The 13,822-nt window shown below is 64.4% G+C and carries 15 protein-coding genes; 13 read left to right on the top strand and 2 right to left on the bottom strand.

Annotated elements, in window-relative coordinates:
• Window positions 1-153 precede the first annotated feature (153 nt).
• From H926_RS0112950 to H926_RS0112930, 5 genes are all read left to right on the top strand, one after another.
• Window positions 154-399 (top strand): AbrB/MazE/SpoVT family DNA-binding domain-containing protein, encoded by a 246-nt coding sequence (locus tag H926_RS0112950; protein WP_022676688.1) that lies wholly within the window; start codon window positions 154-156, stop codon window positions 397-399.
• A complete protein-coding gene (locus tag H926_RS0112945; protein WP_022676687.1) occupies window positions 396-785 on the top strand; it encodes a type II toxin-antitoxin system VapC family toxin in 390 nt (129 codons plus the stop codon). Before H926_RS0112950 ends, H926_RS0112945 begins: the two co-directional genes overlap by 4 nt.
• 5 nt (window positions 786-790) lie before the next feature.
• Window positions 791-2,140: an anti-phage deoxyguanosine triphosphatase gene (locus tag H926_RS0112940; protein WP_022676686.1), complete on the top strand. Its 1,350-nt coding sequence runs from the start codon at window positions 791-793 to the stop codon at window positions 2,138-2,140.
• Window positions 2,141-2,475: 335 nt separating this feature from the next.
• Complete coding sequence (locus H926_RS0112935; protein WP_022676685.1) at window positions 2,476-3,531, top strand: DUF2493 domain-containing protein; 1,056 nt, start codon at window positions 2,476-2,478, stop codon at window positions 3,529-3,531.
• Between the two features lie 431 nt (window positions 3,532-3,962).
• A complete protein-coding gene (locus H926_RS0112930) occupies window positions 3,963-4,274 on the top strand; it encodes a hypothetical protein (RefSeq protein ID WP_022676684.1) in 312 nt (103 codons plus the stop codon).
• Window positions 4,275-4,400: 126 nt separating this feature from the next.
• Here H926_RS0112930 and H926_RS0112925 read toward each other — a convergent pair whose 3' ends face one another.
• On the bottom strand, window positions 4,401-4,628 hold the full coding sequence (locus tag H926_RS0112925; protein ID WP_022676683.1) for a hypothetical protein: 228 nt from the start codon (window positions 4,626-4,628) through the stop codon (window positions 4,401-4,403).
• Between the two features lie 471 nt (window positions 4,629-5,099).
• Here H926_RS0112925 and H926_RS0112920 point away from each other — a divergent pair, with 471 nt between their 5' ends.
• The 7 genes from H926_RS0112920 to H926_RS0112890 all read left to right on the top strand — a co-directional run bounded on the left by H926_RS0112920 (window position 5,100) and on the right by H926_RS0112890 (window position 11,999).
• Window positions 5,100-5,390: a ribbon-helix-helix protein, CopG family gene (locus H926_RS0112920; RefSeq protein ID WP_022676682.1), complete on the top strand. Its 291-nt coding sequence runs from the start codon at window positions 5,100-5,102 to the stop codon at window positions 5,388-5,390.
• A complete protein-coding gene (locus tag H926_RS0112915) occupies window positions 5,377-7,707 on the top strand; it encodes a type IV secretion system DNA-binding domain-containing protein (RefSeq protein WP_022676681.1) in 2,331 nt (776 codons plus the stop codon). The genes H926_RS0112920 and H926_RS0112915 overlap by 14 nt, the downstream gene beginning before the upstream one ends.
• A 3-nt stretch (window positions 7,708-7,710) precedes the next feature.
• Window positions 7,711-10,755 carry a MobF family relaxase gene (gene mobF, locus H926_RS0112910; protein ID WP_022676680.1) on the top strand — a complete coding sequence of 1,015 codons (3,045 nt, stop codon included), beginning with the start codon at window positions 7,711-7,713 and terminating at the stop codon, window positions 10,753-10,755.
• Window positions 10,752-10,997 (top strand): hypothetical protein, encoded by a 246-nt coding sequence (locus H926_RS27410; RefSeq protein WP_051146358.1) that lies wholly within the window; start codon window positions 10,752-10,754, stop codon window positions 10,995-10,997. The genes mobF and H926_RS27410 overlap by 4 nt, the downstream gene beginning before the upstream one ends.
• Window positions 10,987-11,190 (top strand): hypothetical protein, encoded by a 204-nt coding sequence (locus tag H926_RS0112900; RefSeq protein ID WP_022676678.1) that lies wholly within the window; start codon window positions 10,987-10,989, stop codon window positions 11,188-11,190. The genes H926_RS27410 and H926_RS0112900 overlap by 11 nt, the downstream gene beginning before the upstream one ends.
• 17 nt (window positions 11,191-11,207) lie before the next feature.
• A complete protein-coding gene (locus H926_RS0112895) occupies window positions 11,208-11,567 on the top strand; it encodes a hypothetical protein (protein WP_022676677.1) in 360 nt (119 codons plus the stop codon).
• 237 nt (window positions 11,568-11,804) lie between these two features.
• Window positions 11,805-11,999, top strand: coding sequence for a hypothetical protein (locus H926_RS0112890; protein WP_237741033.1), 195 nt, complete (start codon window positions 11,805-11,807; stop codon window positions 11,997-11,999).
• Here H926_RS0112890 and H926_RS0112885 read toward each other — a convergent pair.
• Window positions 11,996-12,967: a GntR family transcriptional regulator gene (locus tag H926_RS0112885; protein ID WP_237741032.1), complete on the bottom strand. Its 972-nt coding sequence runs from the start codon at window positions 12,965-12,967 to the stop codon at window positions 11,996-11,998. The genes H926_RS0112890 and H926_RS0112885 overlap by 4 nt on opposite strands.
• Here H926_RS0112885 and H926_RS0112880 point away from each other — a divergent pair.
• A complete protein-coding gene (locus H926_RS0112880) occupies window positions 12,931-13,620 on the top strand; it encodes an FCD domain-containing protein (RefSeq protein WP_028657952.1) in 690 nt (229 codons plus the stop codon). The two genes, H926_RS0112885 and H926_RS0112880, sit on opposite strands and share 37 nt — an antisense overlap.
• Window positions 13,621-13,822 lie beyond the last annotated feature (202 nt).

Genomic DNA, 13,822 nt, shown 5'->3' with positions numbered 1-13,822 from the left:
GCGGTATCGCTATTAACATAAGATATATTATCAATCTGGATGATCGTGCCACGTAGAGCTATTCGTGACACGTTTGCGATTTTGTGGCATATGCTTCCTGGATTGGCTCACGCACGCGCTTCGCGAGGCGTCCGCCGCATCAGGAGCAGTACCATGACGGTGCAAGTGACGATCACGCCAAACGGACGGATGAGCCTGCCGGCCGAAATCCGCAAGCGCCTCGGTCTGGCCGGCGGTGGCGCGCTGCTGGTCGAGGAAACCGAGGACGGCGTGATCCTGCGTACCGTGGCGCAATCGGTCGCTCACGCCCAGGCGCTCGCCAAGAAGTACACGGGCGACAAGGCAGACGCATCGGTCGACGCGTTCCTTGCTCGCCGTCGCGAGGAAACGGGCGAATGAGCGAAGTCGTGCTCGACGCCTCCGCGCTGCTTGCCCTGCTCCGGGACGAGCCCGGCGCGGGCAAGGTCGCCGATGCGATCGGTGCCTCGCGCATGTCGAGCGTGAACTACGCCGAGGTCGTCAGCCATTTCATCCATGCGGGCATGCCCGCCGAACAAGTCGACGCCATGCTGCGGCCCCTGCCGATGGCGATCGTCGAGGCCGACCAGGCGCTCGCCACCATCGCCGGGCGCCTGCGTGCTGCGACGGCCGATGCCGGCCTGTCGCTCGGCGACCGCTTCTGCCTGGCGCTCGCGCGCCGGGACGGTCTTCCGGCGCTGACCGCCGACAAGCAGTGGCGCACCGTCGCGGACGCAGCCGGTGTCGCCGTCACCGTGATCCGCTGATCGCCATGACTATTGCCCGTGACTGGTCAGCCCGCCGCGAGGGCTGGACCCCGCAGAGCGAGGACGCGCGGGACGATGGCGACATCGACTATGCGCGCGTGATCCACTCGGCCTCGTTCCGGCGGCTGCAGGGCAAGACCCAGATCCTCAACCTCGGTGACAGCGATTTCTATCGCACCCGCCTCACCCATTCGCTCGAGGTTGCGCAGATCGCTGGCGGCATCGCCCGCCAGCTCGAGAAGTCCTTCCCCCATCATCCGGCGACCCCGCTGCTGCCCGATCGCGGCACGATCCACTCGATCGGGTGCACCCACGATTTCGGGCACCCGCCCTTCGGGCATGGCGGCGAAATCGCGCTCAACTACTGCATGCGCGGTGCTGGCGGGTTCGAGGGCAATGGCCAGACCTTGCGCATCCTCGCGCGCCTCGAGAATTTCTCCGCAGGCGCTGGCGCGAACCTGTCGCGCCGGACGATGCTCGGGGTCCTCAAATACCCGGTCGCCTTCAGCCGGATTGCAAACCCTGGTTTCGCCCCCGCACTGCTAGCTGGTCCCTCGACGATCAAGATCATCGACGGCCGCGCGAGCAAACCGCCGAAATGCTATCTCGATAGCGAACAGGACGTCGTCGACTGGATCCTCCAGCCCCTGTCGCATCCGGACCGCGAGGCCTTCCAGGCCTTCGCGGCGCAGGAGGGCAAGCACGGTAAGCCCCGCCACAAGGCACTCGACTGCTCGATCATGGATGCGGCCGATGACATTGCCTACGGCGTTCATGATCTGGAGGACGCGATCGCACTTGATCTCGTCACGCGCGAGCGCTTCGCGGCCGCGCTCCAGGACAAGTGCCCCTCATTCCTCGACGCGCTCAAGGCCAAGTACCCGGGCGAAAGCGACAACGACGTCTTTGCACAGATGGTCGATGGCCTGTTCGGCGGCCCCGCTTCGCGCAAGCGCTTCATCGGGCGCCTCGTCCACCACTTCCTGACCGCGGTCGAGTTCGTCGAGCGCCCCGAGTTCGCCGAGCCATTCCTGCGCTGGGGCGTTGCCGTCGCCTCTCCCCAGCGCGAGTTCCTCGACGTGCTGCAAGGCTTCGTCGTCGATGAGGTTATTACCTCGCCTGCCGTCCAGCACCTCGAGTTCAAGGGCCAGGGAATGGTGGTCGCCGTCTTCGAGGCGATGCAGGCCGATCCCGCTCGGCTGCTGCCACGCGAAGAGCTCGCAAAGTACGAAGTTGCTGGCGGCGACCTTCGGGTCATCTGCGACTTCGTTGCGGCGATGACCGACACGCATCTCCTCAAGACCTACGAGCGTCTGTTTTCGCCCCGCATGGGATCGGTGTTCGACCGCCTCTGAGTGGAAAAGGTCTAAGCGTGTTTTGCGGTTAACCCCGAACGCCCAGATGGGGTTCGGGGGCAAAACCGTAATCTCTCTCTCATCTCGGTGGCTGAGCGAAATCAGCATCGCCATAGCATGACGCCTGGGAGATTGGCGCCCGTCAAGGATCGCGGGTACCCCCCGATTTTGGCCTGCTGCGGCTAGCGCCTTGCGAGCAAAAATCGGCTCCCCCCACGCCCGCTAATCGCGGCGGCAGCGCGTGCGCGCCGCCGTCCCTGACTGCCTGACTCCGGCGTCCTTCAAGGCACATCTTTCATCAGCGTGATGAGAGAAAATTCCATTTGGAGGTTATCATGACGGACCGTTTCTCGAACTTCGCCGACCTAGCCGAACACTATGCGCGCGAAATCGCGACGCCTGACTACGCCCGGGCATTCATGGAGCAGACCGAACTAGCGAAGCTCTCGATCGAACATGAGCCGAGCGCTGCCGAAATGCCCGACCCAGAAGTTGCGCAGGCGGCGATCGAGATGATGCTGGCAACGGTCTTCGACCTGTTCCGCGACACCCGGATGGAGGACTTCGCCAGCGAAGTCGCCTGGGGCGTGGCCAACAGCTTCCATGTCGTCGCCAAGCGCCTCGACGACCGCGAGGACGCAATGGCGAACCGCCTCCAGGAAAAGCTGCGCGAATACGATCCGAGCGAGGTCTACGCGACCGATCTCGAGGACCTGACCATGCAGGCCCGCAGCCTTGCCGAATGCCGCGATGCGATGGAGTGCATGCGCGACCATGCCGCGCGGATCTACCTTGTCGAGACCGGCCGCCCGTTCTCGCCGGTGCGGGGCTCGCGGGTCTCGTCCAAGACCAATGCCTCGATGATCGAAGCGCGCGACTATCTCGCGGCACAGAAAGCGCAGCGGCGCGAGCAGTTTGCCCCATCGGGTCCGGTCGTGGTGTTCTCGGGCGGACAGCAGTTCACCGACATTGCGCTGGTTGAAGACTATCTCGACGCGATCCATGCCCGGGTCCCGTCGATGGCGCTGGCAACGACCGCCCAGAACAAGGGCGCGGACGTGATCGCGGCAGCCTGGGCATCGCGCCACAATGTGCCGGTGATCCTGTGCAAGCCCGATACTTCGCGGGGACCTTCCGCACCCTATCAGCGCAACGCCCGCATGCTCGCCTTCAAGCCTGTCGAGGCCGTGGTGTGCAGCGGCGGCGGCATCCAGGCGAACCTTGCTGACCGCCTCCGCGAAGCACGCATTCCCCTCCACATTGTGCGCGACGCTTCGGTTCAGAACGAGACCCCGGCGGCGCGGACCAAAGCCGCAGCGCAAGCTGAGCGGCCTGCGATGAAGCGCACGGCATGTGGCACCGTCAATGGCGATGACCTCCCGCCATTCTGAGCGGCACCAGCTGCGATTGCATCAACCAGAAGGGTGTCCGGCCTCACCGCCGGATGCCCTTCTTTTTTGTCGACCCGGACGCACACTGTCATGGCCCGGCTCGCTCGCATCTTGCCCCCGCCAGTAATGGCCTGACGGCCTGCTGGAAGGGGCGCGAAGGCTTCGCATCGGCCGGGCAAGCGGTACCCGCGCGTGGACCACCGGGGTGCTCCCCAACAGGGTTAAACACTCTCGCAGACTTCCAAGCATGATGGCCGCCATTGGCCCGCGTCAAGAAGGGAGGTTCCCCCAATTTTTACGCCTGAAGAAGGCGAAAAAATCGGCTCCCCCACCCCCGCTTCGCGGCGGGCCGCGGGCGGCCCGTTCCTGACCCGGTCCAAGCTCGGCCATCCCGAAGGTGACCTCTTCAATTCCTTTGACAGGAGGCTCACATGAACGCTCTTACCAAGACCCTCGACATCCCGGCTTTCGACCCCATCAGCTATGACGCAGCATTGCGCGCCGCAACGATCCGGGCCCAGCACAGCTTTTTCGACCAGCACGTTATCGAGGACGAATTCGGCTGCTTTCTCGCCATCGACGAGGGCGACTACAACGCCCTGCCCCAGGACCTGATCGACCGGATCGTCCATTCCGTCCCGGGCATGATGGCTGACGACTTCGACGAAGCGAACATCGCCCGCGCCGCAAGCTTCATGAGCGTGGTGATGGATCCCGAATGGGACGCGGATTGCCCGTTCTGACATGATCATCGACCGCAGCGCCGGAGGGCACCGACAAGGTGCTCTCCGGCCCCCTTTTTTGTGTGCCAGATAAAGCACAGCCGGGGCATCGAGCCCCGGCTGTGCTGGCCTCTGTCGAGGCCGGTTTCAGCTTGCCCGCAGGCGCTTTTCCGCTTCGTCCAGACCGAGCTTTCCGAGAGCGGCGAAGAATGCTTCGACCCTCTCGAACGGCGCCTTGCCGAGAACCGATTTGTGCATCAACTCGACACTCGCCGCCCGCTCGCTCTCGCGCAGTCTCGTCTCGCGCGCTTCCAGCGCTTGACGCTCCTTCGCGATTGCCTGTCGTTCCGCTTCAAGGCTTCCTTTCCTGGCCATGATGATACCTCGTGGTTGGTGCTGAAACCTCCCGACCTGAGGATTCCAAGCAGCGAGCGCAGTGGCAAGCCTTTTGCCATCGACCCTGCAAATAAATCGTGCGGCCCGTCCTGTAATCAGCGGAACTCGCTGGTCCCCAGACAGGCGGTCAAGACCCGAATCCTTGCGCCAGAAAGACCAGCAATCACCTACCAGACACAAGGCAGCGGATTAAGGGGAAGAGTTGCACACCCTACACGGCAGGGCCGTAGGGAAAATGGCGGAAATGCGTGTGTGTACAGAGTGGGCCTTTGGTAATACATCGTATTACAGCGTTGAAGCCCGTCGTTGCAGTCTCGGAATTCCGCGAGTTTCACGGTATTACATTGTAATACGCCATTTGGTCCCCAACGGCTTTCTTGCCAGGGGCCCGCCGATGGCCTAAAACCCTTCTCGCGCAATCTCCACCAGGCCCTCTCGAAGGGCGTGGTGATGACTGAAACAGTTCTGATTACCCTCCGGCTTCCACAGCCGCTGGCCGATGCGGCGCAGGCTGCCGCAACCGCGCAAAACGTCTCCCGATCTAACTTGCTGCGAATCGCGCTCGAGCAGTTCCTGGGCGTCATGTCGGGCACGAGCGAGGCCGACCGCCGCCGGCAGTTCTCGGCCGAGTATCTGTTCCTGGTTGCTGACCTCATTGTCCAGCGCCAGTACCCCGATGCCCATACCGCTCTGATCTCCGAAGCCGAACGCCGGATGGAGGCGCTCTGTGCCGCGTCCTGACACCTGGTCCGACCGCGCGCGCCCGGGCAAGCTGCAACACCATTCCGCGCGCGGGAACATGCCGCGCAACGCCGGCGATTTCACCCGCGGCTCGCAGCTCATCACCCACGAATTCATGATGTGGTTTGCCTCCGCAAAGATGCCGCTGCTGGTGTGGTTTTTCACCTTCTGCGTGGCGCTTTCGATCGTCCTCGCGCTGCTCCTCCATGAGCACGAGGTTCAGATGATCCTGATGCGGATCTACGCTGCTGGATGGAGCTTCATGGAGTTCAATCCACGCAAGATTCTCAACCTGACGCTGCCTTCGGGCGAAGTGATCCCGGCGCCTATTTCGATGATCTCCAGCCACCCTGATGTCGTCATCGCCTGGAACAAGTTGATGCGCGCCATTTGGGGCTCGCTATTCATCTCGCTGTTCGTCGCCGTGCCGATCGCGGTGTGGTTCGTCGACTTCTCCAAGCGGCGCGGCAAGTCGATCCTGGAGGAGCGTCACCAGCGCGGCGCGATGCTGGTCGATGCCAGTGAACTTGCCCATGTCATCAACGCCCATAACCACGATATGCTGGGAGCAGAGATTGCCGAACGCCTGCCTGGCAAGACCTTCGACGACATCATGAAAATGAGCCTCGCGCAGCGCAAGCAAGCCGGCATCCACCATGTCTATTCGATTGCTGGGGTGCCCTTCCCCTGGCGCACCGAGCAGGCTCATACCATCATGATCGGATCGACTGGCACGGGCAAGACAACCCAAATGCGCGCGCTCATCGCGCAGATGCGCGCGCGGCGCGACCGGGCCGTCGTGTTCGACCTGACCGGGGCCTATGTCGAGGCATTCTACAACCCCGAAACCGACACCATCCTCAACCCGATGGACGAGCGCTGCCCGTCCTGGTCGGTGTTCGCCGAAGCGAAGAACCATGCCGATTTCACCGGGATCGCCGCTGCCCTGCTTCCCGCCGACGGTGGCGGCGCAGAACCCTTCTGGATGCTCGCTGCGCGCACGCTGTTCGTCGAGACCTGTATCAAGCTGATCAAGCTTGGCGAGGCCACCAATCAGGCGCTCGCCAGCAAGCTGATGATGGCCGACCTCAAGGAGGTCCACAAACTCCTCGAGCACACCGTCGCCGATCCGTTGACCGCGCCCGAGGCGGCCAAGATGGCGGAATCAATTCGCGCCGTCTTCAACACCAATGCTCAGGCCCTGCGCTTCCTGCCCGAAGGCAAGGAGCCGTTCTCGATCTCCGACTGGATCCGAGCGGAGAACAAGCCCGGCTCGATCCTCTTCATCACCTCCTCGCACAACGAACTGGTGCTGAACCGGGCGCTGCTCTCGCTCTGGATGAACCTCGCGGTCCACACCCTGATGCGCCTGCCGCGCACCCGCGATCTTCGCACCTGGTTCTTCTTCGACGAGGTCCATGCCCTGCACCGCCTGCCGGCGATCGAGGACGGCCTGCAGACCGCGCGGGGTTTCGGCGGAGCCTTCGTACTTGGCATCCATTCCTTTGCCAAACTGGCCGAGACCTATGGCAAGGAAGGGGCTCAGAACCTCGCCTCGCTCGCGCGCACCAAGCTTGTCCTCGCAGCCGCTGACCGCGACACCGCAGAGCACTGCTCGGACTATATCGGCCACCGTGAAGTGCGGATGATGGATGAGGCCTACAGCTATGGCTATTCCAACATCCGCGACGCCGCGACGATCACCCCGCGCTCCGAAGTGCAGCCGCTGGTGCTGCCCGACGACATCATGAAGCTGCCCTCGCTGCGCGGCTTCCTGGTATTCCCCGAAGGCTTCGATGCCGCCCGGATCAAGCTCACCTACAAGGACTATCCCAAGGTCGCCGAAGGCTATGTCCTGCGCGCCCATGTCGAGCCGATCGAGTTCGCGCGCGACGGCGATGATGGCGCAGAAGCCGAAGGCGGCGGGCGCGAGACCAAGGACGAACTGGAACTGGTCCCCGCGCCTCAGGTCGATGACGAGCCGGCAAAGCCGCAGCCGGCTCCCCGACAGGAAGATCTGAACTTTGCTGTCACGCCGACCGAGCCCACGGCAGCGCCGCAATCCAGCCTTGGGCGCTCGATGATCGCCAGCGCCGAGATCGTGAAGAGCGCCTCAGCTGCGCGCGCCAACGAGCCCGAAACCGCATCCAAAGCCCCCCGCAGCACCGCCCTGAAGCTCCCCGCCCAGCGGGCCACGCAGGCTGCGCGCGAGCTTGCCGAAGCGATCGACCGCGAGGCCGCGGACGGACGGGGGAAGGATGTTTCCCGGGGCGCGGAAATGGACGGACCCGACCACGATGACGGACCGGAGATGTAGCCCATGCACTCCATCGCATCCGTCAGGTCGTCGAGCGGCGCAGCCGACTATTTCGCAAACGACAACTACTACACGGCCGATGAACACGCGGAAGCCGGGGTCTGGGGCGGCGAAGGTGCGCGCGCCCTCGGGCTGGAGGGCCAGGTCGAACGCGATCAGTTCGAAGCCATCCTCAATGGGCGCTTGCCCGATGGCGAGATGGTGGGTCAGGTCCAAGGGCGGCGTCTGGGTCTCGACCTCACCTTCTCGATGCCCAAGTCAGCCTCGATCCTGGCGCTGGTGAGCGGGGACAAGCGGATCCTCGATGCGCACCTCGCCGCCGTCAAATCGACCATGTCGCAGCTCGTCGAAAAGCAGTTTGCCGAGAGCCGCAATTACGATCGGTCACGCAGCGGCGAGCCGCAAAAGACCGGCAACCTCGTCTATGCGCTGTTCGCCCACGACACGAGCCGCGCGCTCGATCCGCAAGGTCATATCCATGCCGTTGTCGCCAACCTGACGCGCGATCCCAAGGGAACCTGGAAGGCGCTGTGGAACGGCGAGATCTGGAAAAACAACACGACGATCGGCCAATTCTACCACGCCGCCTTCCGCGCCCAGCTGCAGAAGCTTGGCTACGAGACCGAGGCGGCGGGCAAGCACGGCTCGTTCGAGATCAAGGGCGTGCCGAGCGAGGTCATCAAGGAGTTCAGTCAGCGCCGCGAAGACATCCTGACCAAGGTCGAGGAACTCGGCATTGCATCGCCGCAGGGGCAGGACCGGGTGACGGTCAATACCCGCGATCCTAAACTCGCCGTCGAGGACCGCGCAGGCTTGGTTCAAACTTGGCAAGATCGCTCCGCCGCGCTGGGGTTTGACGGCAAGGCGCTCATCGCTGAGGCTAGGGCGCGCGCCGAGGTACAGGCACGTCCAACCTTCCGTGAAACCGCGACCGCCGCGCTTGGTGAAGTGTCGACCCGGATCGGCGCTGCGCTGCGCACGCCAAGTCCGCTGGCGGTGAGCGGCGCGGCCGCCCTGTTCTTGCCCGCCGGCACGATCAAGGCACAGCACGCGACGGCCTCTGCCATCCGCCACCTGTCCGAGCGCGAGGCGGCATTCTCGCCGCAAGCGATCCTCAGCGCTGCGCTCGGCTTCCAGATCAAGGGTCTCGAAGGCGGCGCGGTGGCGGAGCGGATCGGCGAACTTATTCGCGAGGGCCATCTGATCCCCGGCAAGTCGGACCGCCTCGATGGCCACTTCGATCTGGTGACGACGCAAGCGGCGCTCGCGATGGAACAACAGATTCTGGACCGCATCGACGAGGGGGCCGGAAAGGGCCGCGCGTTCATGCCGCCCGAGCAGGCCATGGCGCGGCTGCAGGACGCCGCGCGCGAACTCGGTCAGGCCCGCGCCGGGGTCGACACCTGGCAGCTCAACGAGGGTCAGTTGGCCGCCGGCGTCGCGATCCTTTCCGGCACCGATCGCTTCCTCAATGTCCAGGGCGTTGCGGGTGCGGGCAAGTCGACGCTGTTGGGTGCGCTGGGCAAGGTGCTGGGCGATGAAGGGGTCAAGCTCGTCGGGCTTGCTTTCCAGAACAAGATGGTCGCGGACCTGCGCGGCGGGGGTCGCCAGGGCATGTCGGCCGAGCAGATGCGTGAGGCCGGGATTGAGGCCTATACGATCGCGAAGTTCCTCAGCACCTATGGCGGGGCTGCGGCCGCGGGATCGGGTGAGCGCTTCGAGGCCGCCAAGGCGGCGCTCGCAAATACCGTCATCATCACCGACGAAAGCTCGATGGTCTCCTCGCGCGACATGCTGCGGCTGACCGCGCTCGCCGAGCAACTCGATCTCGCCAAGGCGCCGTTCATGGGCGACCGCCAGCAATTGTCGGCGATCGAACAGGGCAAGATGTTCGCCGTCAGTCAGGCCGCTGGGCAGGCAACCGTGCGGATGGACGAGAACATCCGCCAGAAGAACTCGCCGCTGCTGTTGGCCGTCGCCGGGCTCTCGAACGAAGGCCATGCCAGCCTCGCGCTCGATCTTCTTGCCGCCCATGGCCGGGTGATCGAGGCAGGGCCCGACCACGTCGCCCGCGCGGCCGAGCTGTGGCTGTCGCTCAGCCCCGACAAGCGCGAGGCGACCGCCATCTTCACCGCCGGTCGCGATGACCGCGCCGAAATCAACGCGCGGGTCCAGGCGGGGCTGCTCAAGGAAGACACGCTCACCGGGCCGGGTCTCACCCTCACCACGCTGCAGAGCGCCAACACCACGCGCGAGGAGCTGCGCTTCGCCTCGACCTACCGGGTTGGCCAGGTGCTCGAGGCGCGGATGGATGTGCGCGAACTGGGGCTGAAGCGCGGGGAGTACGAGGTTCGCGAGATCCGCAAGGATGGCAAGGTCATGCTTGAGGCGGGGGGACGACGCAAGATCATCGACCCTGACCGAATAGACCCCGATCACCGCTTCGACCGGATCGGGCTCTACGAGCAGCGAGAGCTCAAAATCCACGACGGCGAGACCGTGTTCTGGCGGGACAAGGACCAAGGGCGGGACATTGCCAAATCGACCTATGCGACGGTGCTTGAGGCACGGCCCGAAGGCGTACGGGTCGAGCTTGCCGACAAGCGGCAACTGGTGCTTGGCCCCAGCGACCCGATGCTGCACCGGCTCGACCTCGGCTACGCGCTCAATGCCCACATGGCGCAGGGCATGACCAAGCCTGAGGCAATCGAGGTCATCTCCTCGTCGCAGCGCAATCTCGCGACCCAGCGCACGCAGAACGTGCTCAACACCCGCGCGACCGACGACATGATGGTCGTCACCAACAATCTCGAGGGGCTGAAGCAGCAGCTCGACCGGACGCCGGGGAACAAGACCTCCGCGCTCGAAGTGACCGGCAAAGTCGAGGTCGAACCCCGCCACCACAACCCGGTCGACGCGCGGCAGTTGCCGGAACTGAGGATGAGCCCCGAGCTCAAGGCCAAGCTCGACGCAGTGCTGGGCAAGGTACCCGAACCACCCGTGCGGCAACTCCCCGTGCCCGAGAAATCGCTGGGGCTGGACCTTTGAGGCCCCTCCCCGCCCTCGCCCCTGCCGCGGCCACCCGGGTGTTCGACCGCGCACATTCCACGCTTGTCTGGCTGGCCGTCCTCGCCTTCGTGCTGCCCGAGCCTGCGGCGCGCGGCCTCGTCATCCTCGCGATGGTCGCAGTCGCCGTTGCCGCGGCAGCGGTCGCGTTCCTCGCGCCCACGGCGCCCCATCCAGAGCCTGAACCCAATCCCGAACCGATGGAGAGCGACAATGGCCTTTGACCACGAGGAAGTTGGCGACTTCGCAAGCGAGCGCGACGCCCAGGAATGGGCGGAACGCAACAACATCGATCCCCAGGATCTCCACTTCCGCATCCGCGGAAGGCGGGGCGTCACCCTGAGCGCGCGCCGGTCGGCGCTCGGGGATTCGTCACGCGGCGACCTCTCAAACGGCCGCCGGACCGGCTTTTTCTGAAAACAAGGAGACTAGCCATGAAACGATATGCCTATTTGCTGGTGCCGCTGCTAGCGGCGGCCGCCACCCCTGCCCTCGCTGCCGAACCCGCTCCCAGGGCGGCAACTGCGTCAATGTTGATCCAGAGCCAGTTCGAACGCCGCGCCAGCCCTGAACAGACCAGCCCCGAACACACTGGGGCGACCCTCGCCCGCCTTCACGAAGTGCTCGAGGCGCGCAAACAGGCGCTCAAGGATGCGGCCGTCCGCGACCAGCAGGACGCCAATGGCCTCTGTTCGGACTGCCCGGACAAGGCGGCTCCCACCCATCACCATTCCGCCAGCGAAGAGCGCAAGGTCGACTGCATCGAATGCGTCGAGCAGGCCATCTACGCCTGATCGGAATGTCGGCGCGGTCCGGGTTACCTCCCACCGGACCGCGCCGGCCCGACACGGTCTCTGCAATTGCAAACGCGACAAGCACTTGTCTTGTTGCAGTTGCGGCATGGTCTTTTAAGGGCGCTTACCTAACTCGCTCCATTATAGAGCCAATTCGGCAAATTTAACTCGCCGAAATATTGACAGAATGTCTTTATTGAACAATCGTTTGCGTTCTTGGCTTCGGGGGCGGCTTTGATGCGTATGCAGCGACTTCTGATCGATGGAAGTACGCTCGACCTGATCGTCTCCGACGGCAATGATTTTCTCAATGTTCTGAATGCCGCCGGGCTGCTCCAGTCCGCCAATCTGATGATGGCGGTACTTCAGCAACTCGAGATAGACCGCTCGAGATTGTTCGCAGACGACCAGCCTGCCGCACCAACCAACTAGCCCTGGCCCATGTTCCGCGCAGGAACGCCGAAGGGGATGAGCCGCCCGTCCGCGCCGGCCTCGCGCGTCCCCTGTCCGTAGCGGCGGCCATCGATCACCAAGGTCGGCGCAAGGCGGGCGACCGCGGCAACCTCGCCTTCGTGCGATCCCATCCCGGCGATCGCGGCAAGCACCGCCTCGCGGGCCGAGTAGATGTCTTCGCGCATCAGCAGGCGCGCCATCGAGGCCGAGCGCTCGGCAATGGCGGCCGCGATCTTCTGGTGCATCCGGAACGACTGCTCGGCATCCTCGGCGCGCTGCGACCAGGCGATCCGGCGGTGAAGCGCGTTGGGCAGCGCCATGCGCGCCATTTCAGCGACTTGCGGGATGCGCGACATGCGCATGACCTCGATGTGGAAGCGCAGGTTCTCGTGGATCACGCGCTCGAGATCTTCGGGGTTGTCGGGCGCGGCTTCGTGGGCCTCGGCAACAAGCGCACCCAATAGAGAAATCTCGGCGGTGCTGGCGCGCGTTGCTGCGCGGGAGGCGGCAAGGCCCTCAAGGTTGGCGCGCATTTCGAAGAGATCCTCGACCTCTTCCGCCCCCCAGGTGCGCACGACGAATTCGCTGCGCGATTGGCGCGTGAGGTAGCCTTCGAAAGCCAGTGCATTGAGGACTTCGGCAACGGCGGCAGGGCGGCATTCGTAAAGCTCGCCAAGCTCGCCCTTGGGGATGATCTGGCCCGGCAGATAGCGCGCCGACAGCACCCCGAACCTGAGTTCGAGGAACATGCGTTCGGCAAGTGAATGCGCCTTGGCCAAGTGACGAGCCCCCATGGGCGAGTTCTGGCCCGCCGCGTAATTTGCCCTTCCATAGCACAGGACCGATTTGATTTCCGAATCCTGCCGCTTCCGATTATCCCGTTTTTGGCAAGAGGGAGTAGTTCGCGGCCTTGGGAACGCAGACGAAATTGGAAGGTGTACGAACAATTGCGTGTCCGGCGCGGCACGTCTTTGCGCTGCTTCGCGAGCCCCACAAACGCCGCCGTTTCGACAGTCCCTCCGATATCCCTGGCCTCAGCACGCTCACGGCGGACAGCGCCGAGCATTTTGCCCAGGAACTCGTCGATCTCGCCCTCCTCACCCGCGATCACGGCCGCTACTCGATCAACGACTGGTCCATCGAGCGGATCGTCGAGCACCTTGTCCTTGCCGGCGCAATCCAGGCGATGGCCGCCGCGCAGGTCGCGGGCGTGGCTGCGAGCGCAGACTTCACCCATCTCGAACGGCTGAACGGCGTGCTGCGCGGCATGGACGACCGCGATCCGGGCAACCTGCTCGCCGGAGCCTATATCGACTACCAGTGGCACCTTGAGCTGGTGCGCATCAGCGGCAATCGGGCAGCACTGGCCGCCTATTCCAGGGCGATCCCGCCGGCGGTGTGGATTGCGGGAGCGAACTTCTTCCAGCTTGAGGAAGCACGCAGCTCATTGACCGAGCACGAGCGCCTCGTTGCTTACATGAAGGCCGGCGACACGCTTCGGGCACGCGATGCGGTGGCGTTCCATTTCGAGGAGGCCGCATCCCAGATCCGGCGGGCCGGCGAAGCACGCGTCGAGAGTTATCCCGTACCTGCGCCATGATTGAAAATCCTGTCAATCCTGCGCCCGCGTCTGCGGACATTCCAAAACGGCAGGACGCGAAATGAATAGGCGCGGAAGCCGACGGAACGCGGCCATTCAGTAGTTTGAGATGACAGGCGGCACGCCCGCCGCCTTTGCGCGCGCATCGGCCCGCTTGAGTGCGGATCGTTTGCCCGCAGCGCGCCGCCCGCCGCCATTACGG

Origin of the sequence: Novosphingobium sp. B-7, assembly GCF_000410615.1 — a bacterium.
In the GTDB taxonomy this organism is placed as follows: Bacteria; Pseudomonadota; Alphaproteobacteria; order Sphingomonadales; family Sphingomonadaceae; genus Novosphingobium; species Novosphingobium capsulatum.
The sequence above is the reverse complement of the archived record's forward strand: the minus strand, read 5'-3'. Positions and strand labels throughout refer to the sequence as shown.

Bases quoted from the DNA above. Each gene is read 5' to 3' on its own strand.
- H926_RS0112925 (WP_022676683.1), bottom strand. From the start codon at position 4,628: ATGGCCAGGAAAGGAAGCCTTGAAGCGGAACGACAGGCAATCGCGAAG.
- H926_RS0112920 (WP_022676682.1), top strand. From the start codon at position 5,100: ATGACTGAAACAGTTCTGATTACCCTCCGGCTTCCACAGCCGCTGGCC.
- H926_RS0112935 (WP_022676685.1), top strand. From the start codon at position 2,476: ATGACGGACCGTTTCTCGAACTTCGCCGACCTAGCCGAACACTATGCG.
- H926_RS0112945 (WP_022676687.1), top strand. From the start codon at position 396: ATGAGCGAAGTCGTGCTCGACGCCTCCGCGCTGCTTGCCCTGCTCCGG.
- H926_RS0112900 (WP_022676678.1), top strand. From the start codon at position 10,987: ATGGCCTTTGACCACGAGGAAGTTGGCGACTTCGCAAGCGAGCGCGAC.
- H926_RS0112940 (WP_022676686.1), top strand. From the start codon at position 791: ATGACTATTGCCCGTGACTGGTCAGCCCGCCGCGAGGGCTGGACCCCG.
- H926_RS0112895 (WP_022676677.1), top strand. From the start codon at position 11,208: ATGAAACGATATGCCTATTTGCTGGTGCCGCTGCTAGCGGCGGCCGCC.
- H926_RS0112890 (WP_237741033.1), top strand. From the start codon at position 11,805: ATGCGTATGCAGCGACTTCTGATCGATGGAAGTACGCTCGACCTGATC.
- H926_RS0112930 (WP_022676684.1), top strand. From the start codon at position 3,963: ATGAACGCTCTTACCAAGACCCTCGACATCCCGGCTTTCGACCCCATC.
- H926_RS0112950 (WP_022676688.1), top strand. From the start codon at position 154: ATGACGGTGCAAGTGACGATCACGCCAAACGGACGGATGAGCCTGCCG.
- mobF (WP_022676680.1), top strand. From the start codon at position 7,711: ATGCACTCCATCGCATCCGTCAGGTCGTCGAGCGGCGCAGCCGACTAT.